At 55.5% G+C, this 18,517-nt stretch carries 18 protein-coding genes; 9 read left to right on the top strand and 9 right to left on the bottom strand.

The annotated features are described in order from the left end of the window. The first annotated feature begins 40 nt into the window (after positions 1-40). The 3 genes from ubiD (at position 41) to ACOTX7_RS09890 (ending at position 4,115) form a co-directional block, all read left to right on the top strand. Positions 41-1,537 carry a 4-hydroxy-3-polyprenylbenzoate decarboxylase gene (gene ubiD / locus ACOTX7_RS09880; RefSeq protein ID WP_221256759.1) on the top strand — a complete coding sequence of 499 codons (1,497 nt, stop codon included), beginning with the start codon at positions 41-43 and terminating at the stop codon, positions 1,535-1,537. 39 nt (positions 1,538-1,576) lie between these two features. Then, positions 1,577-2,278, top strand: a complete 702-nt coding sequence (gene fre / locus ACOTX7_RS09885; protein ID WP_006812340.1) for an NAD(P)H-flavin reductase — start codon at positions 1,577-1,579, stop codon at positions 2,276-2,278. A gap of 217 nt (positions 2,279-2,495) precedes the next feature. After that, the gene (locus tag ACOTX7_RS09890) at positions 2,496-4,115 is read left to right on the top strand and encodes an ABC-F family ATP-binding cassette domain-containing protein (RefSeq protein WP_221256760.1); all 1,620 of its coding nucleotides are present in this window, start codon (positions 2,496-2,498) and stop codon (positions 4,113-4,115) included. A gap of 38 nt (positions 4,116-4,153) precedes the next feature. On the opposite strand, the gene ACOTX7_RS09895 is transcribed toward ACOTX7_RS09890, so the two are convergent. Then, the gene (locus ACOTX7_RS09895) at positions 4,154-4,441 is read right to left on the bottom strand and encodes an HTH-type transcriptional regulator (protein WP_003860776.1); all 288 of its coding nucleotides are present in this window, start codon (positions 4,439-4,441) and stop codon (positions 4,154-4,156) included. A gap of 331 nt (positions 4,442-4,772) precedes the next feature. On the opposite strand from ACOTX7_RS09895, the gene ACOTX7_RS09900 reads away from it, so the two are divergent. Together ACOTX7_RS09900 and cspE are read left to right on the top strand one after the other, a co-directional pair. Further along, positions 4,773-5,483, top strand: a complete 711-nt coding sequence (locus ACOTX7_RS09900; RefSeq protein WP_006812337.1) for a DUF3053 domain-containing protein — start codon at positions 4,773-4,775, stop codon at positions 5,481-5,483. A 240-nt stretch (positions 5,484-5,723) separates the two neighbouring features. Beyond that, positions 5,724-5,936 carry a transcription antiterminator/RNA stability regulator CspE gene (gene cspE, locus ACOTX7_RS09905; protein WP_003860775.1) on the top strand — a complete coding sequence of 71 codons (213 nt, stop codon included), beginning with the start codon at positions 5,724-5,726 and terminating at the stop codon, positions 5,934-5,936. A gap of 58 nt (positions 5,937-5,994) precedes the next feature. Here the strand turns inward: cspE and ghrB are convergent, their stop codons facing one another. The 6 genes from ghrB to ACOTX7_RS09935 all read right to left on the bottom strand — a co-directional run bounded on the left by ghrB (position 5,995) and on the right by ACOTX7_RS09935 (position 12,044). After that, positions 5,995-6,969, bottom strand: a complete 975-nt coding sequence (gene ghrB, locus ACOTX7_RS09910) for a glyoxylate/hydroxypyruvate reductase GhrB (RefSeq protein WP_221256761.1) — start codon at positions 6,967-6,969, stop codon at positions 5,995-5,997. Between the two features lie 27 nt (positions 6,970-6,996). After that, positions 6,997-8,277 (bottom strand): MFS transporter, encoded by a 1,281-nt coding sequence (locus ACOTX7_RS09915; RefSeq protein ID WP_001089079.1) that lies wholly within the window; start codon positions 8,275-8,277, stop codon positions 6,997-6,999. Between the two features lie 114 nt (positions 8,278-8,391). Continuing rightward, complete coding sequence (locus ACOTX7_RS09920; RefSeq protein ID WP_221813410.1) at positions 8,392-9,330, bottom strand: sugar kinase; 939 nt, start codon at positions 9,328-9,330, stop codon at positions 8,392-8,394. Positions 9,331-9,333: 3 nt separating this feature from the next. Then, the gene (locus ACOTX7_RS09925; protein ID WP_221256763.1) at positions 9,334-10,083 is read right to left on the bottom strand and encodes a sugar phosphate isomerase/epimerase family protein; all 750 of its coding nucleotides are present in this window, start codon (positions 10,081-10,083) and stop codon (positions 9,334-9,336) included. Positions 10,084-10,185: 102 nt separating this feature from the next. Further along, positions 10,186-11,202: a LacI family DNA-binding transcriptional regulator gene (locus ACOTX7_RS09930; RefSeq protein ID WP_221256764.1), complete on the bottom strand. Its 1,017-nt coding sequence runs from the start codon at positions 11,200-11,202 to the stop codon at positions 10,186-10,188. 179 nt (positions 11,203-11,381) lie between these two features. Beyond that, positions 11,382-12,044: an OmpA family lipoprotein gene (locus ACOTX7_RS09935; protein WP_032674158.1), complete on the bottom strand. Its 663-nt coding sequence runs from the start codon at positions 12,042-12,044 to the stop codon at positions 11,382-11,384. A gap of 163 nt (positions 12,045-12,207) precedes the next feature. On the opposite strand from ACOTX7_RS09935, the gene ACOTX7_RS09940 reads away from it, so the two are divergent. Continuing rightward, on the top strand, positions 12,208-14,535 hold the full coding sequence (locus tag ACOTX7_RS09940) for a molybdopterin guanine dinucleotide-containing S/N-oxide reductase (protein WP_221813411.1): 2,328 nt from the start codon (positions 12,208-12,210) through the stop codon (positions 14,533-14,535). On the opposite strand, the gene ACOTX7_RS09945 is transcribed toward ACOTX7_RS09940, so the two are convergent. Then, on the bottom strand, positions 14,498-14,944 hold the full coding sequence (locus tag ACOTX7_RS09945; protein WP_221256766.1) for an N-acetyltransferase: 447 nt from the start codon (positions 14,942-14,944) through the stop codon (positions 14,498-14,500). The genes ACOTX7_RS09940 and ACOTX7_RS09945 overlap by 38 nt on opposite strands. After that, the gene (gene tag, locus ACOTX7_RS09950) at positions 14,922-15,503 is read right to left on the bottom strand and encodes a DNA-3-methyladenine glycosylase I (protein WP_047355026.1); all 582 of its coding nucleotides are present in this window, start codon (positions 15,501-15,503) and stop codon (positions 14,922-14,924) included. Before tag ends, ACOTX7_RS09945 begins: the two co-directional genes overlap by 23 nt. Positions 15,504-15,663: 160 nt before the next feature. Between tag and ACOTX7_RS09955 the strand changes: the two genes are divergently transcribed. The 3 genes from ACOTX7_RS09955 to lpfA all read left to right on the top strand — a co-directional run bounded on the left by ACOTX7_RS09955 (position 15,664) and on the right by lpfA (position 18,514). After that, positions 15,664-16,206: a lipase gene (locus ACOTX7_RS09955; RefSeq protein WP_221813413.1), complete on the top strand. Its 543-nt coding sequence runs from the start codon at positions 15,664-15,666 to the stop codon at positions 16,204-16,206. A 236-nt stretch (positions 16,207-16,442) separates the two neighbouring features. Then, a complete protein-coding gene (locus ACOTX7_RS09960; RefSeq protein ID WP_006812326.1) occupies positions 16,443-17,645 on the top strand; it encodes an L-lactate MFS transporter in 1,203 nt (400 codons plus the stop codon). A gap of 344 nt (positions 17,646-17,989) precedes the next feature. Continuing rightward, on the top strand, positions 17,990-18,514 hold the full coding sequence (gene lpfA / locus ACOTX7_RS09965; RefSeq protein WP_205915152.1) for a long polar fimbrial major subunit LpfA: 525 nt from the start codon (positions 17,990-17,992) through the stop codon (positions 18,512-18,514). Positions 18,515-18,517: the final 3 nt, after the last annotated feature.

An 18,517-nucleotide genomic window follows, 5' to 3' on the forward strand; every position in this document is an offset into this window, starting at 1 on the left:
GCGGTCTTACGCCGTATAATGAAGCGCTTACAGAGAGGCCATGATTAACTGCATGAAATACCACGATCTACGCGACTTCCTGGCGCTGCTGGAAAAGCAGGGCGAACTCAAACGCATTACGCTTCCTGTTGATCCGTATCTGGAAATGACAGAAATTGCTGACCGTACCCTGCGCGCGGGCGGTCCGGCGTTGCTGTTTGAAAACCCAATAGGCTACACCATGCCGGTGCTGTGCAACCTGTTTGGCACACCTCGCCGCGTGGCGCTGGGAATGGGGCAGGAAGATGTCACGGCGTTGCGTGAAGTGGGCAAACTGCTGGCCTTTCTGAAAGAGCCGGAGCCGCCAAAAGGGTTCCGTGATCTGTTCGACAAGCTGCCGCAGTTTAAGCAGGTGTTGAACATGCCTACCAAACGCCTGCGCGGTGCGCCATGCCAGCAAAAAGTGCTGGAAGGCGATGCGGTTGATCTGACCAAAATTCCCATCATGCAGTGCTGGCCTGAAGATGCTGCGCCGCTGATCACCTGGGGCCTCACCGTTACGCGTGGGCCGCATAAAGAGCGTCAAAACCTCGGCATTTATCGACAGCAGCTGATTGGCAAAAACAAGCTCATCATGCGCTGGTTGTCCCATCGCGGTGGGGCGCTGGATTTCCAGGAGTGGTGCGAGGCCCATCCGGGCGAACGTTTCCCGGTTTCGGTCGCGCTGGGTGCCGATCCGGCCACCATTCTTGGGGCGGTTACGCCCGTTCCTGATACGCTGTCTGAATATGCCTTCGCTGGGCTGCTGCGCGGCACCAAAACCGAAGTGGTGAAGTGCATCTCCAATGACCTGGAAGTGCCAGCCAGCGCGGAGATTGTGCTGGAAGGTTACCTCGAACAGGGCGAGCTGGCACCTGAAGGGCCATACGGCGACCACACCGGCTATTACAACGAAGTGGACAACTTCCCGGTGTTCACCGTCACGCACATTACCCAGCGTGAAGATGCGATTTATCACTCCACCTATACTGGCCGTCCACCGGATGAACCGGCGGTGCTGGGCGTGGCGCTAAACGAAGTGTTTGTGCCGATCCTGCAAAAGCAGTTCCCGGAAATTGTTGATTTTTATCTGCCGCCGGAAGGGTGTTCGTATCGCCTGGCGGTGGTTACGATGAAGAAGCAGTATGCCGGTCATGCTAAACGCGTGATGATGGGCGTATGGTCTTTCCTGCGCCAGTTTATGTATACCAAGTTTGTGATTGTCTGCGATGATGACGTCAATGCCCGCGACTGGAACGACGTCATCTGGGCCATTACCACGCGTATGGATCCGGCGCGTGATACGGTTATAGTGGAAAACACACCGATTGATTATCTGGACTTTGCCTCGCCGGTTTCCGGCCTTGGCTCAAAAATGGGACTGGATGCCACGAACAAATGGCCTGGCGAAACCGACCGTGAATGGGGTCGCCCGATCAAGAAAGATCCTGCCGTGACCGCGCGAATTGACGCGATCTGGGACGAGCTGGCCATAATGAATAACGGTAAGGCAGAATAAGACCGTTTAGCCCTATAGACTTCCCGACAGAGAGAGCGAATGACAACCTTAAGCTGTAAAGTGACGTCGGTAGATGCTATTACCGACACCGTATATCGCGTCCGTTTGGTTCCTGAAGCGGCATTTTCATTCCGTGCCGGTCAGTACCTGATGGTCGTGATGGACGAGCGTGATAAGCGTCCTTTCTCTATGGCCTCAACGCCAGCAGAGCAGGAATTTATTGAGCTGCATATTGGTGCGTCTGAGCTTAACCTGTACGCGATGGCCGTGATGGACCGCATCCTGAAAGAGCGTGAAATTGTGGTCGATATTCCTCATGGCGAGGCCTGGCTGCGTGAAGATGAAGACCGTCCGCTGATCCTGATTGCCGGTGGCACGGGCTTCTCTTATGTCCGCTCTATTTTGCTGACTGCGCTGGCGCGCAACCCAAATCGCGATATCACCATCTACTGGGGTGGCCGCGAAGAGAAGCACCTTTACGATCTGTCTGAGCTGGAAGCGCTGAGCGTAAATCATCCTAACCTGCGCATTGAGCCGGTTGTCGAGCAGCCGGAAGAGGGCTGGCGCGGGCGTAGCGGTACGGTGCTGACTGCGGTATTGCAGGATCACGGGACGCTGGCCGGGCACGATATCTACATCGCCGGTCGCTTCGAAATGGCGAAAATTGCCCGCGACCTGTTCTGCAACGAGCGTGACGCGCGGGAAGATCGTCTGTTCGGCGATGCGTTTGCGTTTATCTGATCGAGAGACCCGCTTCGGCGGGTTTTTTACGCTCGGGCATTAGCGCTGGTGAAAATTTAACCTTGAAATGGACGGCGCATTGCCGTTATCCTTGTTCCCGTTAAATTTTGCCCTCAGGAGCGCCCCCCAAAAATGAACAAACACGACTGATGAATTTCGATCCTTGCTCAACGCACCGCGTCGGCAGGGGATGTTTTGATTTCATTCAGGAGTGCTTATGGCTCATTTTGCGCAGTCCCCCTCTTTTATTTTGCATCAGGTCACCTGTCAGTTTGCGACGGGCGATATCCTTTTCGGTCCACTGAATCTTTCTCTGGATGCGTCAGTGTGCGCGCTGGTTGGCCGCAACGGCAGCGGTAAAACACGCCTGCTGCGGCTGCTGGCTGGGGTTGATGAACCCGCCAGCGGTCATATTGAGCGCTTTGGTAAACACGTCTACGTGGCGCAGCAGCAGGATATTTCTGCGGATACCACTCTCGCCGAACTGCTCGGATACGACGCGATCTTTGCGGCGCGCACGCGCATCGACAGCGGTCATTATGAACCCGACGATCTCGACACGCTCGACGGTTACTGGGATCTGGCTGAACGGCTGAGCCATGCTTTTATCGCTGCAAAACTTCCCCCATTTGACCCGAATAAGCTTGCGGCAGAGCTGAGCGGCGGCGAGCGTATTCGTGCCTTGCTGTGCGGCGCATTCACCGCGGATGCTGATTACCTGCTGCTGGACGAGCCGACCAACCACCTCGACAGGCAAGGCCGCATGTGGTTCTACGAGCAGCTTTCCCGGTATCAGGGCGGGGTGCTGGTGGCCTCTCACGACCGTGAGTTGCTAGCCCAGGTACCGCGTATCCTTGAACTGAGCGCGTTGGGCTTGCACAGCTACGGCGGGAATTATGCTGACTATCGAACCCAGCGTGATGCTGAGCAACAGGCTGCCCGCGCCGCGCTGGAGCATGCTGCCACCGAGCGCAAGCGTACCCGCGCCCGTATGCATAAAGAGCATGACGACAGCCAGCGGCGTTCAGCCAAAACGCTTCGCACCGTCGACAGCCTTAACATCGCCTCGTTTGAACGGGTCAAATATAAAGGGGCGGCGAAAGAGCGTATTGGTTCCTGGAAAAAGCAGCATAGCGATCAAAATCATGCTCTGAACGCTGCGGTTAACCAGGCACGCGAGCGGGTTGAAGAGGATAACGCGGTGATGTTTACCCTGCCGGGCAGTCAAATCCCGGAAGGGAAACAGGTGCTGGTACTGGAAGAACTGGTGCTTCCGCACGTGCCTGTCCCCCCGATAAACTGGCGAATGGATGGCCCGATGCGCGTGGCGCTACGCGGGCCGAACGGCTGTGGGAAATCCACGCTGTTGAAGGTGATTTTGGGCGAAACCGCGCCAGTTACGGGAAGTTGTAAGGTTTCCGTCAGGCGTGCTTATCTCGATCAGCATCTTTCCCGGCTGGATCTGTCGCAGTCGGTGATGACGCACCTTAGCCTTTGCAATACCCCGCTCGAAGAGGGGGCACTGCGTACCCGTTTAGCGCAGCTCCATCTGGGTGCGGAGAAAGTAACCCTTCCCCTGGCCGAACTGAGTGGCGGGGAGCGGCTGAAGGCCGCGCTGGCCTGCGTATTGTGGCGTGAAGCGGCAACGCAGCTGTTGCTTCTGGATGAGCCGACCAACCATCTTGATCTGGCCTCTGTTCAGGCCATTGAAGCGGCCTTAGCCGATTTCCCCGGCGCGCTGCTGGTGGTGACGCACGATGAAGCCTTTCTGGCAGGGTTAAAGCTGACGCATGAATTGATATGGGAAGAGTCGGGATGGCGATGTGAAAGCCTGTAAACACAAGCCCCCGCAAGGGCGGGGGCAAACAAACTTTATCAGGCTAACTGCTTGCGAAGGTCAGGGTTTGCCTGGATCAGGCGCATCAGCTTTAGCTCGGCTGGGGTAGGTTTTTCACGTTTTGACTCCCACTCCAGTACCATCGCTACGCTGACACCCATCGCTCTTGCGAATTCATCTGTTTTCAGGCCCGATCCTTTACGTAAACGCTCAAATTCACTAAAAGGATTGGACTTTTGATTCAGGGTTACTGTCGGCGGTACATCTTTAAAAATAATTTGTTCCAGGCTGCTCAGCAGCTCAAACTCAGGATCTTTTAATTCCATTGAGAACTCCTCATAAATCACACATCGGGATCATGAACATCAGAGAGCCTGTTAAGAATAGTCCCTAAACCAAACACAGGATCGTCACGGCTGTGATTAATTGTGCGATAACGATCGCTTTACGCGTTTCAGCTATATGGATAGTTATGCTAATTACCTGATTAATCATATGTAGAGATGCACAGGTATTTTTTTGTAAATAGTCAGTACAAAAACGGGAATACCCGTTTTGCATGAAAACTCTATCTTGCAAGGCTGACCTGGACTATTCTTGTCAGCGTTGGGCACGCGTGTGCCGGTGTGCGCTTTTTTGGGTGAAAGGAGTAATAAAATGGCGACAGGAAAGTCCTGCTCTCGCTGGTTTGCGCCTATTGCGGCGTTGTTGATGGTGGTTAGCCTGAGTGGGTGTTTCGATAAAGAAGGCGATCAGCGCAAAGCGTTTATCGATTTTCTACAGAATACAGTGATGCGTAGCGGCGAGCGTTTACCAACGCTGACTGCGGATCAGAAAAAACAGTTTGGTCCATTCGTGTCGGATTACGCCATTCTGTATGGCTATTCACAGCAGGTCAGCCAGGCGATGGATTCCGGTATTCGCCCGGTCGTGGATAGCGTGAATGCCATCCGCGTTCCACAGGATTATCTGACCCAGCGTGAACCGCTTCGCCAGTCAAATGGCGCGCTTGGGGTACTGAGCCAGCAGCTACAAAATGCAAAAATGCAGGCTGATGCTTCGCGTTCCGCGTTGAAACAGGGCGAGGATCTCAAACCGGTCTATGACCAGGTGTATGAGAAAGTGGTGACCAAACCGTCAAACGCTTTGCAACCGCTGATCCCGGCGGCGCAGGTGTTTACTCAGCAGCTGGTTCAGGTGGGCGACTTTATTAGTGAACAAGGTACGCAGGTGAGCTTCGTCTCTAATGGTATCCAGTTCCCGACCTCCCAGCAGGCGAGCCAGTACAACGCGCTGATTGGGCCGCTCGCATCCCAGCATCAGGCCTTTAGCCAGGCCTGGAGCGCAGCGGTCGCTGCAACGGAATAAGAAACCCCCCGCTTCGGCGGGGTTTTTTATGCTTGATGAAAATAACGCTTGTCATTCATCTACCATATCGGTATAACTATGTTCGTCGGTTTGTTACACAGACCTAAAGCAGTTTAGTAAAGCAGTCCAGATTGTTATCCATAGATACCCTTCGTAGTGACCCTTCCTTCATCGCTTAAAAATCTGTAACGCAATCCATCAAGCCGGAAGGCACAATATATTTTTAATAAGGTAATTTCTATGTCTGCTAAAATGACTGGTCTGGTAAAATGGTTCAACGCTGATAAAGGTTTCGGCTTCATCACTCCTGACGATGGCTCTAAAGACGTGTTCGTACACTTCTCTGCTATCCAGAACGATGGCTACAAATCTCTGGATGAAGGTCAGAAAGTTTCCTTCACCATCGAAAGCGGCGCTAAAGGCCCAGCAGCTGGTAACGTTGTAAGCCTGTAAGCTTCCAACCCAGTAGCACAAAATTCAAAAACCCGCCTTCTGGCGGGTTTTTTCGTTTCTAATGTTGTATCTGCGGGTTAACGCAGTTCTTATCCACTTTACCGCCGAGCGCGGCAATCAGGTTATCTACCGCAGTCGCCGCCATGTTGTAGCGTGTTTCGTGAGTCGCAGAGCCGATGTGGGGCAGGGCGACGACGTTCGGCATGGTCAGCAGCGGAGAGTCCACCGGCAGCGGCTCCTGTTCAAACACGTCCAGACCGGCGGCGTGGATCTCACCGTTTTGCAGTGCCTCAATCAGCGCCTTCTCATCGACCACCGGGCCGCGACCCGCATTGATGAAAATGGCCGATTTCTTCATCTTTTCAAACGCCGCTTTGCCGATCAGATGACGCGTTTCATCCGTCAGCGGCAGGATCAGGCAGACAAAGTCGGCTTCCTGCAACAGCGTATCAAGCTCGCAGTAGCGGGCGTTAAAACGTTCTTCAGCTTCACTGTGGTGGCGGCGCGCGTTGTACAGGATCGGCATGTTGAAGCCAAAATGCGCGCGCTGTGCCAGCGCCAGCCCGATACGGCCCATCCCTACGATGCCCAGCGTTTTGCCATGAACGTCCACGCCGAACCAGTCCGGACCAATGCTTTTCGTCCATTCGCCCGCTTTCACGCGCTCGGCCACATCCACCACGCGGCGGGCGGTGCTGAGCACCAGCGCCATTAGCGTGTCGGCGACGGTCTCCGTCAGGGCATGTGGCGTGTGCATCAGCAGGATGTTGCGCGCGTTAAGCGCATCCACGTCGAAATTGTCGTATCCCACAGAAACGGTTGAGGTGGCACGAAGCTTCGGCATTTTCTCCAGCAGCGCCGCATCCACCTTTTCGCTTGAACCCAGCAGGCCCTCGGCGCTGGCAAACGCGTCGGCGTGCTGTGCCACGGTTTCCGGGCTGAGGTTCTTTACCCGGGTAACGGTAAAGTGTTCCTCCAGGCGTTTTTGCAGATCATCAGGCAGTGCTTTGTACAAAATGACGGACGGCTTCATGCTAATCTCCGTTGATTTTAAAAGGATTCAGGCGTGGCGTGCGCCGACGGGTAGCTGTTGATTATTAGCAGGCTTAACGATCAGAGTAAGCCATACCGAGGCAAAAAGCGCCACCCCCATAAAGATGTAAGAGGCCGACGGGCTGCCGGTGGCGCCGTTCAGATAGCCCACAAACCACGAGCCAAAGAACGAACCCAGCGCACCCATACTGTTGATCAGCGCCATTGCGCCCCCTGCGACGTTACGCGGCAGCATTTCCGGGATGATGGCAAAGAACGGACCATACGGGGCATACATAGCCGCACCCGCAATCACCAGCAGCGTATAGGAGGCCCAGAAGTGATTCGCGCCCACGGCCCAGGAGCCAATGAAGGCAAAAGCAGCGATCAGCAGCAGTGGCCAGACGAACAGCTTACGGTTTTGCAGCTTGTCCGATGCCCAGGAGACAATAATCATTGCGATGGTCGCAGCCAGGTAAGGCACCGATGACAGCCAGCCTACTTCCACCATGCCAAGGTTTTCACCGCCGCTGCGGATGATCGACGGCAGCCACAGCACAAAGCCGTACACGCCAATACTCCAGGTAAAATACTGTGCGCACAGCAGGATGACGTTCCGGGAGCGGAAGGCTTCGCCGTAGTTACGCACCGCTTTAAGCCCCTGCTGCTCTTTATCCAGCTGCGCCTGGAGTGCGGCTTTTTCGTCCTCAGAAAGCCATTTTGCCTGGGCTGGCTTATCTTTCACCAGCACCCACCAGCAGAAAGCCCAGATAATCGCGGGAACCCCTTCAATGATGAACATCTCGCGCCAGCCGAAGGACTGGATCAGATAGCCGGAAACCACCGACATCCACAGCACGGTGACCGGGTTACCAAGTATCAGGAAAGTATTGGCGCGTGAACGCTCAGATTTAGTAAACCAGTTGCTGATGTAAATCAGCATTGCTGGCATGACGGCCGCCTCAACCACGCCGAGAATAAAGCGAATGGCCGCCAGAGCAGGGATGTTATTCACCACGCCAGTGAGCGACGCACAGGCACCCCATAAGATCAGGCAGATGAAAATGAGTTTTCGCACGCTGCGGCGTTCGGCGTAAATCGCGCCGGGGATCTGGAAGAAGAAATAACCCAGGAAGAAGAGGGCGCCCAGCAGGGAGGAAACCCCTTTGGTGATCCCCAGGTCTTCGTTGATCCCTGCGGCGGATGCAAAACTAAAGTTGGCACGATCCAGGTACGCCAGGCTGTACGTGATAAACACGATTGGCATGATGTACCACCAGCGTTTTACTGCATTGGTCGAACTGTTCATAGGCTTGCCTCTGTTGTTGAGGTTGTTAACCCCTCACCCTAACCCTCTCCCCAAAGGGGCGAGGGGATGACTTGCACCCTCTCCCCTTTGGGGAGAGGGCCGGGGTGAGGGGATTTAGTCGTTAAGCTGCGCGCGGGTTGGCAGGCCTTCGCTGTCGCCCTGCACCTGAATTGCCAGCGAACCAATTTTGTTGCCTCGCGCCACGGCCTGTGACAGCGGTTTGCCCTCCAGCAGGGCGCTAATGACCCCGACGGCAAACCCATCGCCCGCGCCTACGGTATCGACCACGTTGTCGACTTTTACCGCAGCGACGGCGCCTTGCTCGCCGTCGGCAGTTTTAAACCATGCGCCGTCGGCACCGGTTTTCAGCACCACGGCTTTTACCCCTCTGTTGAGGTAAAAATCAGCAATGCCCTCCGGCGTACTTTCGCCAGTGAGGATCATTCCCTCTTTCACGCCCGGCAGAACCCAGTCCGCCTGGAACGCCAGTCGGTTGAGTTTCTCAATCATCTCCGCTTCGCTTTTCCACAGCACCGGACGCAGGTTGGGATCGAAAGAGATCGTTTTGCCCTGCGCTTTCATTGCCGAAGCGGCGTGATCCAGTAAATCGTACGAGCTGGCCGAGAGCGCCGCCGCCACGCCGCTCAGGTGCAGGTGGCGTGCGGAGGAGAAGTACGCGGCGTGATAATCATCCACGGAGAGATGGCTTGCCGCTGAGCCTTTGCGGAAATATTCCACGATGGGATCGGTTCCATTTTCAACTTTAGATTTCAGCTGAAAGCCCGTCGGGAAGCGTCCGTCGAGCGTGACGCCTTCGGCATCAATGCCCTCTTTTTTTAACGAGTCGAGAACGAAATGACCAAAGCTGTCATTTCCCACGCGGCTTACCCAGCCGACATTCAGCCCCAGCCGCGCAAGGCCGGTCGCGACATTCAGCTCGGCGCCTGCCACACGTTTAATGAAGTGCTCCACGGTGCTCAGCTCGCCCGTTTCGGTGGCGACAAACATCGCCATGGCCTCGCCGATGGTGATGACATCCAGCGTCTTGTGCATGTTTTACTCCTCGCGCAGCAGGTTGACGTAATGGCGGGTGACGGCGGTTAAGTCCGTCCCTTCAAGCGGAAATTCGATCCCGCGTGGCGCATCGGCAGGGAGTTGATTAAGCAGATCCCGCCAGCGAGAATCGGCCTGATCCGGCGCGACGGCGCGGAACTGCGCCTTATGCGGGACCGCTGCTTTCACATGAATATAGCTTATGGCGGGAGCCAGCTGACGTGCGGCCTCTTCCGGGGAGTCGCCGACCCACAGCCAGTTACCCATATCGAACGTCAGCGTGACCGGCAGCGCCATTACCCGGCAGGCGGCTTTAAAGCGCTGCATCGGAGCGAGCTGACCGCAGTCGGTCTGGTCGTTTTCCACCACCAGCGTCATACCGCTTTCATCCAGCAGTGCGCGCAGGGCTTCAGGCGGCTGTTTGTCGCTGAAATGACCCAGCGAGACTTTAAGCCACAGCGCGTTCAGGGCGCTGGCTTCGCTAAGGTAGCGCGGGAGATCCGGGTTGAGGGCACCGTCGGGCATAAACAGGGGAGCCGGGGCAGAGTAGCAGGCCAGTAAACCCAGCAGTTCAATGGATTCGCCGAGCGCTGGCAGCGCCATCAACTCGTCGCTGTTGAAAAGCTCGCGGCGGATTTCAACGCCATCAGCGCCTGCGCCAGCAATAACGGGAAGCATCGCCCGTTGACCGCCTGCCTGTCGCACCTGATCCGCGCCATACGCGGCGGTGACCACCATTATTTTCCTGCTCATTTCCTGACTCCAGGGCGTAATCGATGGTATTACGCTAGTTGGAACCGGTTCCAATGAAAAGTTTGGGATGTTGAATTTATGATCGCTGTCACGAAGGGGGAATTAACGGGCGGTAGAGCCGCGAACGATAAGCTCGCCGGAAAAAACCTGCTCGCGTACGGCGTCGCGGGTGCCTTCAATCCGGCGAACCACTTGTTCAACAGCAGCATAGCCGATCTGCCAGGTCGGTTGTTTGAGGGTGGTAATGCCTACGCCCGCAAGTGCTGCCCACTCCAGTTCATCAAAACCGAGTAAGCCGATGTCGCTGCCCCAGTGCAGGCCAATGCGTTTCAGCGAGCGGGCAACCTGAAGCGTCAGCGCCCCGTTCGCGGAGATCACCGCTTTGCGCATACCCCGATGGCGGGTGTGGAACTGGCGCAGGGTATTATCCAGCTGTTCGGCTTCATGGAGGGGGATTTCAGCATTCTCGGCGATCACGCCGGGATAACGCGCCAGCGTGGCACGAAATGCAGCCAGGCGGTCGCGGCGGGTGTTAACCATACCCAGCGGTTCGCTCAGGAACAGAATGGCTTCGAAACCCTGTTCAATCAGGTGCTCGGTGGCGGTAGTGGCCGCCTGGGTGTTATCCAGCCCGACCACATCGCAGGCAAATTCCGGGATTTTACGATCAATAAGCACCATCGGCAGAGACGATTGTTGCAGACGATTTAGCCCTTCTTCGCGCATCCCGACGGCATTCACCACAATCCCTTCGACCTGATAACTGCGCAGCAGATCGAGGTAGTGCAGCTCCTGATCAACTTCGTTATTGGTGTTACAGACCAGAGGGGTAAAGCCTTTCTCACGGCACGCCGCTTCGATGCCGCTGAGGACGTTGACGGAGTAAGGGTTGGTAATATCGGCGATGATAAGGCCAATCAGGCGGGTACGACCACGCTTCAGGCCGCGCGCCATCAGGCTGGGACGGTAGTCGAGATCGGCAATGGCCTGTTCGATTCGCGCCAGCAGCGCATCGGAAAGCAGGTGTTTCTCGCCGTTGAGGTAGCGTGAAATGCTGGTTTTACCGGTTTTGGCGGCTTTCGCCACATCGCTGATGGTGGCCCGGGTTGGTTTGCTCATCGCTGATTTCTCTGAATTTAGTGAGAATACCTTAGCGGGAAAATCTGGCGAATCAAGCTATTTGCCGGGTGGCGCTGCGCTTACCGGAGGTTGCGGTCTGATGTCCTCACCCCAACCCTCTCCCACGGGAGAGGGCGCAAAAACTAAAAACGGCAACGGGGTTGCCGTTTTGCTTTTACCTACTGCACAGGACTCAACGTAATCTCAACGCGGCGGTTCTGCGCTTTGCCTTCCGCCGTGCTGTTGCTGGCGATCGGGTTAGCCGGACCCATGCCGCTGGTGCGGATGCGGTTTGCTTCTACGCCCTGGGTGATCAGCGAGCTGGCTACGGAATCTGCGCGCTGCTGCGACAGACGCATGTTCAGATCGTGGCTGCCGGTGCTGTCGGTGTAGCCAATCACGTTCACGGCAGTTTTGTTGTACTCTTTCAGCACCATGGCCACGCCGGTCAGGGTGTTCGCGCCCGCGGGTTTCAGCGTCGCGCTGCTGCTGTCAAAGGTCACATTGTTTGGCATGTTCAGGATGATGTTGTCACCGCTGCGCGTCACGCTCACGCCTGTACCTTTCATTTTGTCACGCAGTTTCGCTTCCTGCACGTCCATGTAATAACCCACGCCGCCGCCTAGGGCTGCGCCTGCCGCTGCGCCAATCAGCGCGCCTTTGCCGCGATCTTTCTTGGAGGAGGAGAGTGCGCCAACGCCTGCGCCAACCAGGGAACCAATACCCGCGCCAATGCCGGATTTACCCGCTTCGCGTTCGCCGGTGTAAGGGTTGGTTGTGCAGCCTGAAACAGCCAGTGCGCCGCTCACCAGAGCAGCAATAACGAGTACGCGTTTTTTCATCTTATTTCCTTAATCCTTTTTATTCTTTGCCACGACGGGCGTGGCAGTGGATTATGACGTCCGGATACGGAGAAAATTCCATAGATAACTCTGAAATTTGTCACAAACCATAAACTGCCCCAATGAAGGCCGTAACACCTGCACGCAACCAGGAGCGCACGCTTTGAGCACCTCAACAAAAACCATTCTGACCGCCGCCCACTGGGGGCCGATGCTGGTCGAAACCGATGGCGACACTGTGCTGTCGTCTCGCGGAGCTTTGCCTTCGCGCCATCACAACTCTTTACAGACCGTCGTTCGCGATCAGGTACACAGCAAAACCCGTGTACGCTGGCCGATGGTGCGTAAAGGCTTTCTGGCGTCACCGGATAAACCGCAGGGCATTCGCGGACAGGATGAGTTCGTTCGCGTGAGCTGGGATGACGCGCTGGCGTTGATCCATACGCAGCATAAACGCATTCGCGACAGCTATGGCCCGTCGTCCATTTTTGCCGGCTCCTATGGCTGGCGCTCGAACGGCGTGCTGCATAAGGCCGCAACCCTGCTGCAACGCTACATGAGCCTGGCCGGGGGCTATACCGGCCATCTGGGTGATTACTCGACCGGTGCGGCGCAGGCGATCATGCCGTATGTCGTAGGCGGAAATGAGGTCTATCAGCAGCAGACCAGCTGGCCGCTGGTGCTGGAGCATACGGAGGTGGTGGTGCTGTGGAGCGCCAACCCGCTCAATACGTTGAAAATTGCCTGGAATGCCTCCGACGAGCAGGGCGTGTCCTACTTCGATGCGCTGCGTAAAAGCGGCAAGCGCATCATCTGTATCGACCCGATGCGTTCTGAAACGCTGGATTTCTTCGGTGACAGCGCCGAGTGGATCGCGCCGCATATGGGCACCGACGTGGCGATGATGCTGGGCGTCGCCCACACCCTGGTGGAGAACGGCTGGCACGACGCGGAATTTCTGGCGCGTTGCACCACGGGCTTCGATAAATTTGCCGACTATCTGACGGGGCAAACCGATGGTATTGCGAAAACCGCAGAGTGGGCCGAGGCGATTTGCGGTGTTGATGCCGATAAAATCCGCGAACTGGCGGCGTTATTCCATAGTCATGTCACGATGCTCATGTCAGGCTGGGGGATGCAGCGCCAGCAGTTTGGCGAGCAAAAACACTGGATGCTGGTGACGCTCGCCGCGATGCTCGGGCAGATTGGCACCCCCGGCGGCGGTTTTGGCCTTTCCTATCACTTTGCTAACGGCGGCAACCCGACGCGTAAAGCCGCGGTGCTGGCTTCCATGCAGGGCTCGGTGCAGGGTGGCGTGGACGCTGTGGATAAAATTCCGGTAGCACGCATTGTTGAAGCGCTGGAGAACCCTGGCGGGTTTTATCAGCATAACGGCCAGGATCGCCATTTCCCGGATATAAAGTTTGTCTGGTGGGCGGGTGGGGCCAACTTCACCCATCACCAGGATACCAACCGCCTGATCCGTGCCTGGCAGAAACCGGAGCTGGTGGTGATCTCGGAGTGCTTCTGGACCGCGTCAGCCAAACATGCCGATATCGTGTTGCCCGCCACGACCTCGTTCGAGCGTAACGATCTCACCATGACCGGGGATTACAGCAACCAGCATATGGTGCCGATGAAGCGCGTCGTGGCTCCCCGGGATGAAGCGCGGGATGATTTTGACGTCTTTGCCGACCTGAGTGAAATGTGGGAAGCGGGCGGGCGCGAGCGTTTCACCGAGGGCAAAACGGATCTGCAATGGCTGGAAACGTTTTACCAGGTTGCCAGCCAGCGCGGGGCTGCGCAGGGCGTGACGCTGCCGCCATTTGCTGAATTCTGGGAGGCAAACCAACTCTTCGAAATGCCGGAAAGCGAGCAGAACGCGCGGTTTGTGCGCTTCGCTGATTTTCGTCGCGACCCTGAGAATCACCCGTTAAAAACAGAAAGCGGGAAGATTGTGATCTACAGCGAACGCATCGCCAGCTATGGCTACGCGGACTGTCCCCCGCATCCGGCATGGCTGGAGCCGGATGAATGGCATGGCAATGCGCAGCCGGGACAGCTTCAGCTGCTGTCTGCCCATCCAGCCCATCGTCTGCACAGCCAGCTTAACTATTCGGCTCTGCGTGAGCAGTATGCGGTGGCCGATCGTGAGCCGATTGCGCTGAACAGCGATGACGCAAAAGCGCGGGGGATTAACCACGGCGATCTCGTTCGGGTCTGGAACGCGCGCGGGCAGGTGCTGGCAGGTGCCGTGGTGAGTGACGGGATCCGCCCTGGCGTTTTCTGCATTCATCAGGGCGCATGGCCGGATCTGGCGCTGGAGGAGGGCGGTATTTGTAAGAACGGCGCCGTAAACGTGCTGACCAAAGATCTCCCCAGCTCGAAGCTGGGGAATGGCTGCGCGGGGAATACGGCGCTGGCATGGGTGGAAAAATATCAGGGGCCAGCGCTTACGCTGACGGCGTTTGATCCGCCTGCCAGCTCATGATCCACGTCGGGTGTTGGGTATCATCCTGCCAGGCGCTGTCTTCAATGCGAAAACCCTGGGCATGGTAGAAATTCACCGCCCGCACGTTTTTCTGATATACCTCCAGGGTTAAATACGGGTAGCGCTGCTGAACGTGCTTCAGCAGCGCACGCCCGATCCCCTTTCCGATGAACGCCGGGGCGACAAACAAGGCTCCCACGAACTGGAACTGCATGACGCTGATAAAACCGCACAGGGTACCGTTTTCCTCCCAGACCCAGGTCTCGGCAGCGGGAAGGTAATCATCCCGCACTACCGCTTCATTCGCTTGCCAGTAGCTTGCGTCGATAAACGGATGCGCCTCGGTGGTGCTTTCCAGCCACAGACGCAAAAGCGGCGCGGTGTTCTCACTTTGCCATTTGCGGATCATGGTGGCCCTCCGGATGGCAGAAGCAGCCCGTAATGTGGTCATTGACCAGCCCGCAGGCCTGCATAAAGGAGTAACAGATGGTGGTGCCCACAAACTTGAAGCCGCGTTTTTTCAGCGCTTTCGACAGGGCATCTGAGGCGGGGGTCGAGGTTGGGATCTCTGCAAGCGTGGCGGCCTGCGTTACCTTCGGCTCGTTATCCACAAACGACCAGACAAAGGCTGAGAACGGTTCACCGTTTTGCGCCATCGCCAGATAAGCACGTGCGTTACCAATAATGGCCTGAATTTTACCGCGATGGCGGATAATACCGGTATCAAGAACCAGCCTTTCCACATCGTCATCGGTCATGGCGGCAACCGCGACCGGATCGAACTGGTGGAAGGCTTTGCGGTAGTTCTCACGCTTTTTCAGAACGGTGATCCACGACAGTCCGGCCTGCTGGCCTTCGAGGCAAATCATTTCAAACAGTTTTTTACCGTCGGTTTCCGGTACGCCCCATTCCTTGTCGTGATAATCGATATAAAGCTGATCCTGGCTTACCCAGCCGCAACGTTGCATAGGTCATCTCCCTTCCTGATACGGTAAACGCAAAAATTTCAATCTGCCCGGCTTGACGTGTCTGCTAAAGAGACAATAGTTAATACAGGGCTATACGCCCTAATACCTCTTCGAACAATGACATATATCGCCGAATTCGGCTCTTTCTGGAGTCGCTTTGATGATGTTAAAAAAAATCAGTGGTCGCCATGCTGCTTCTGGCCTGGTGGGTGTCTCAGCCTGCCTGCTTCTTTGTAACACCGCTTTTGCGTGGCAACAGGAATATATCGTTTCAGATGCACAAAATAATACGATGGAACGCTATACATGGGACGCCGATCACCAACCGCGTTATGAAGATATTCTCGCGGAGCGTATAAACCGCTCGCAGAATGCGGCGGGGTTTGCCCTGAACGATCCCTCCGGTTCGGATGCGGAAACCGTTCTGAGCGTTGGCTGGAATTTTCCCGTGGCGGGACATTTCACAACCGGACCCGTAATGGCGTGGCGCACAGATGGCACGCCCCCCGCACCGGTGAATGCGTTTGGTGATACCACCACCACGCAGTCGCTTACCGATCCCCTCTGGCATGCCAGCGTGAACTCGTTGGGGTGGCGTGTCGATACGCAGTATGGTGATTTACACCCCTGGGCGAAGATCAGCTACAACCAGCAGTCGGAGGAAGAATATTTGTATACCCTGGGCTTAAGCGCCAAATTTTAGGGTTGTTACTTTTTTAAACGCTGCGGTAACATATTTAATACAATAACGGTGAGGGTTGCAGCGATAGTACTCACTCACCTTTCAGCGTTTTCTTTCCCGGCAAGGTCATTCATTCCCGCTTCCAGGCATTTCATTCCGTTTCTCCTGCATTTCATGCCGTTTTATCCCTGGCGTATTGGGGTTTTGTTTATCGTGTCCTTAGCGAATTTCCTTAATTTATCTTGCAGGACACTGCCATGAACGAATCAACTTATAACCGCACGCGTTGGCTTACGCTATTTGGCACCATCGTTACCCAGTTCGCACTGGGCTCGGTCTATACCTGGAGCCTGTTTAACAGCGCCCTGTCTGATAAGCTCGGCGCGCCAATAAGCCAGGTGGCGTTCTCCTTCGGCTTGTTGAGTCTTGGGCTGGCCATTTCCTCTTCCGTGGCGGGCAAACTTCAGGAGCGCTTCGGCGTGAAGCGTGTGACCATGGCCTCCGGGATCCTGCTGGGCGTGGGTTTCTTCCTGACGGCACATTCTGACAACCTGATGATGCTGTGGCTGAGCGCCGGAGTGCTGGTGGGGCTGGCGGACGGCGCAGGCTACCTGCTGACGCTGTCTAACTGCGTGAAGTGGTTCCCGGAGCGTAAAGGACTTATCTCCGCATTTGCCATTGGTTCGTATGGCCTGGGCAGCCTCGGGTTCAAATTCATCGATGCGCATCTGCTGGCCTCGGTGGGGCTTGAGAAAACCTTTATGATCTGGGGCGTGATTGTGCTGGTGATGATCCTCTTCGGCGCAACGCTGATGAAAGATGCCCCTCAGCAGGAAGTGAAAACCGTTAACGGCGTGGTGGAGAATGATTTCACTCTCGCACAGTCCATGCGTAAACCGCAGTACTGGATGCTGGCGGTGATGTTCCTGACGGCCTGCATGAGCGGTCTGTATGTCATCGGCGTGGCGAAGGATATCGCGCAGGGCATGGTGAAACTGGACGCGGCGACGGCGGCGAACGCGGTAACGGTCATTTCCATCGCAAACCTCTCGGGTCGCCTGGTGCTGGGTATTCTGTCTGACAAAATCGCCCGGATCCGCGTGATTACGCTGGGGCAGGTCATCTCGCTGGTGGGGATGGCGGCGCTGCTGTTCGCTCCGCTGAATGAGGCGACATTCTTTGCGGCGATTGCCTGCGTAGCCTTTAACTTTGGCGGCACCATTACCGTCTTCCCGTCACTGGTGAGCGAGTTCTTTGGCCTGAATAACCTGGCGAAAAACTACGGCGTGATTTATCTCGGCTTCGGCATCGGCAGTATTTGCGGTTCGCTGATTGCCTCGCTGTTCGGCGGCTTCTATGTGACCTTCTGTGTGATATTTGCCCTGCTGATTATTTCGCTGGCGCTGTCTACCACGATTCGTCAGCCGCAGCGTGAAGTGTTAAGCGAAGCACATGCATGATAAATCTGTTGTAAAAAAGCGCCCATCGGGCGCTTTTTTTAGCATAAAGACATAATAAATTATAATCTACCAGCCGCCCGATAAATAAGGGAAAACATTCCAATACTTTATGAATTAGAAAAAACAATATATTAATTATATTGATTTATTCCGAATATAACTTTTGTGGATGTGCGCTACCTCATAGCTTTATGATTTTTATTACTTTAAGTCCTGCTGAAAGGTAGTTTTACTTAATCTAATTTTAAAATCTGACCCTCTCTCTATATGCTCCATTCCCTCACGGAATGCAGGTTATTCCTAAGGATGTATTCTGTCATCTTTCGACATAAATGGAGTTTTTAATGAAAAAGGTTGTTTTTGCACTGTCTGCTCTCGCTGTAGTTTCCACTTCCGCTTTCGCGGCTGATTCTGGTGACGGCACCGTTAAATTCACCGGTGAAATCGTTGACGCACCATGCGTCGTTTCTACTGACTCTCAGAACCAGGAAGTTGTGCTGGGTCAGGTTAAGAAAACTGTCTTCAAAGCGGTTGGCGACAAATCTGTTTCCAAACCATTCCAGATCAAACTGGAAGACTGCGATATCTCCAGCAAAACCAAAGTTAACGTCAACTTCACTGGCGTAGCGGATGCAGACGACGCAAAACTGGTTTCTGTTAGCACTGAAGCTGGCGCGGCATCTGGTGTGGGTATTGGTATCTACGACAACGCAAACAAGCTGGTTGATATGAACAGCGGTAAATCCACCACCACGCTGTCTGCTGGCCAGACCGTGCTGTACTACACCGCTAACTATGTTGCAACCAAAGCGGCTGTCACCACCGGTTACGGTAACGCAGAAGTAGACTTCAACCTGTCTTACGAATAATCG

Origin of the sequence: Enterobacter cloacae complex sp. IR5418 (genome assembly GCF_049238105.1) — a bacterium.
GTDB classification, from domain to species: domain Bacteria; phylum Pseudomonadota; class Gammaproteobacteria; order Enterobacterales; family Enterobacteriaceae; genus Enterobacter; species Enterobacter hormaechei.

Excerpts from the sequence above, each read along its gene's own strand:
- ACOTX7_RS09955 (WP_221813413.1), top strand. The coding sequence starts at position 15,664 with ATGATGTTAAAAAAAATCAGTGGTCGCCATGCTGCTTCTGGCCTGGTG.
- ACOTX7_RS09890 (WP_221256760.1), top strand. The coding sequence starts at position 2,496 with ATGGCTCATTTTGCGCAGTCCCCCTCTTTTATTTTGCATCAGGTCACC.
- fre (WP_006812340.1), top strand. The coding sequence starts at position 1,577 with ATGACAACCTTAAGCTGTAAAGTGACGTCGGTAGATGCTATTACCGAC.
- ghrB (WP_221256761.1), bottom strand. The coding sequence starts at position 6,969 with ATGAAGCCGTCCGTCATTTTGTACAAAGCACTGCCTGATGATCTGCAA.
- ACOTX7_RS09895 (WP_003860776.1), bottom strand. The coding sequence starts at position 4,441 with ATGGAATTAAAAGATCCTGAGTTTGAGCTGCTGAGCAGCCTGGAACAA.
- ACOTX7_RS09900 (WP_006812337.1), top strand. The coding sequence starts at position 4,773 with ATGGCGACAGGAAAGTCCTGCTCTCGCTGGTTTGCGCCTATTGCGGCG.
- ACOTX7_RS09945 (WP_221256766.1), bottom strand. The coding sequence starts at position 14,944 with ATGATCCGCAAATGGCAAAGTGAGAACACCGCGCCGCTTTTGCGTCTG.
- ACOTX7_RS09930 (WP_221256764.1), bottom strand. The coding sequence starts at position 11,202 with ATGAGCAAACCAACCCGGGCCACCATCAGCGATGTGGCGAAAGCCGCC.
- ACOTX7_RS09925 (WP_221256763.1), bottom strand. The coding sequence starts at position 10,083 with ATGAGCAGGAAAATAATGGTGGTCACCGCCGCGTATGGCGCGGATCAG.
- lpfA (WP_205915152.1), top strand. The coding sequence starts at position 17,990 with ATGAAAAAGGTTGTTTTTGCACTGTCTGCTCTCGCTGTAGTTTCCACT.
- cspE (WP_003860775.1), top strand. The coding sequence starts at position 5,724 with ATGTCTGCTAAAATGACTGGTCTGGTAAAATGGTTCAACGCTGATAAA.
- ACOTX7_RS09920 (WP_221813410.1), bottom strand. The coding sequence starts at position 9,330 with ATGCACAAGACGCTGGATGTCATCACCATCGGCGAGGCCATGGCGATG.
- ACOTX7_RS09960 (WP_006812326.1), top strand. The coding sequence starts at position 16,443 with ATGAACGAATCAACTTATAACCGCACGCGTTGGCTTACGCTATTTGGC.
- tag (WP_047355026.1), bottom strand. The coding sequence starts at position 15,503 with ATGCAACGTTGCGGCTGGGTAAGCCAGGATCAGCTTTATATCGATTAT.
- ACOTX7_RS09915 (WP_001089079.1), bottom strand. The coding sequence starts at position 8,277 with ATGAACAGTTCGACCAATGCAGTAAAACGCTGGTGGTACATCATGCCA.
- ubiD (WP_221256759.1), top strand. The coding sequence starts at position 41 with ATGATTAACTGCATGAAATACCACGATCTACGCGACTTCCTGGCGCTG.
- ACOTX7_RS09935 (WP_032674158.1), bottom strand. The coding sequence starts at position 12,044 with ATGAAAAAACGCGTACTCGTTATTGCTGCTCTGGTGAGCGGCGCACTG.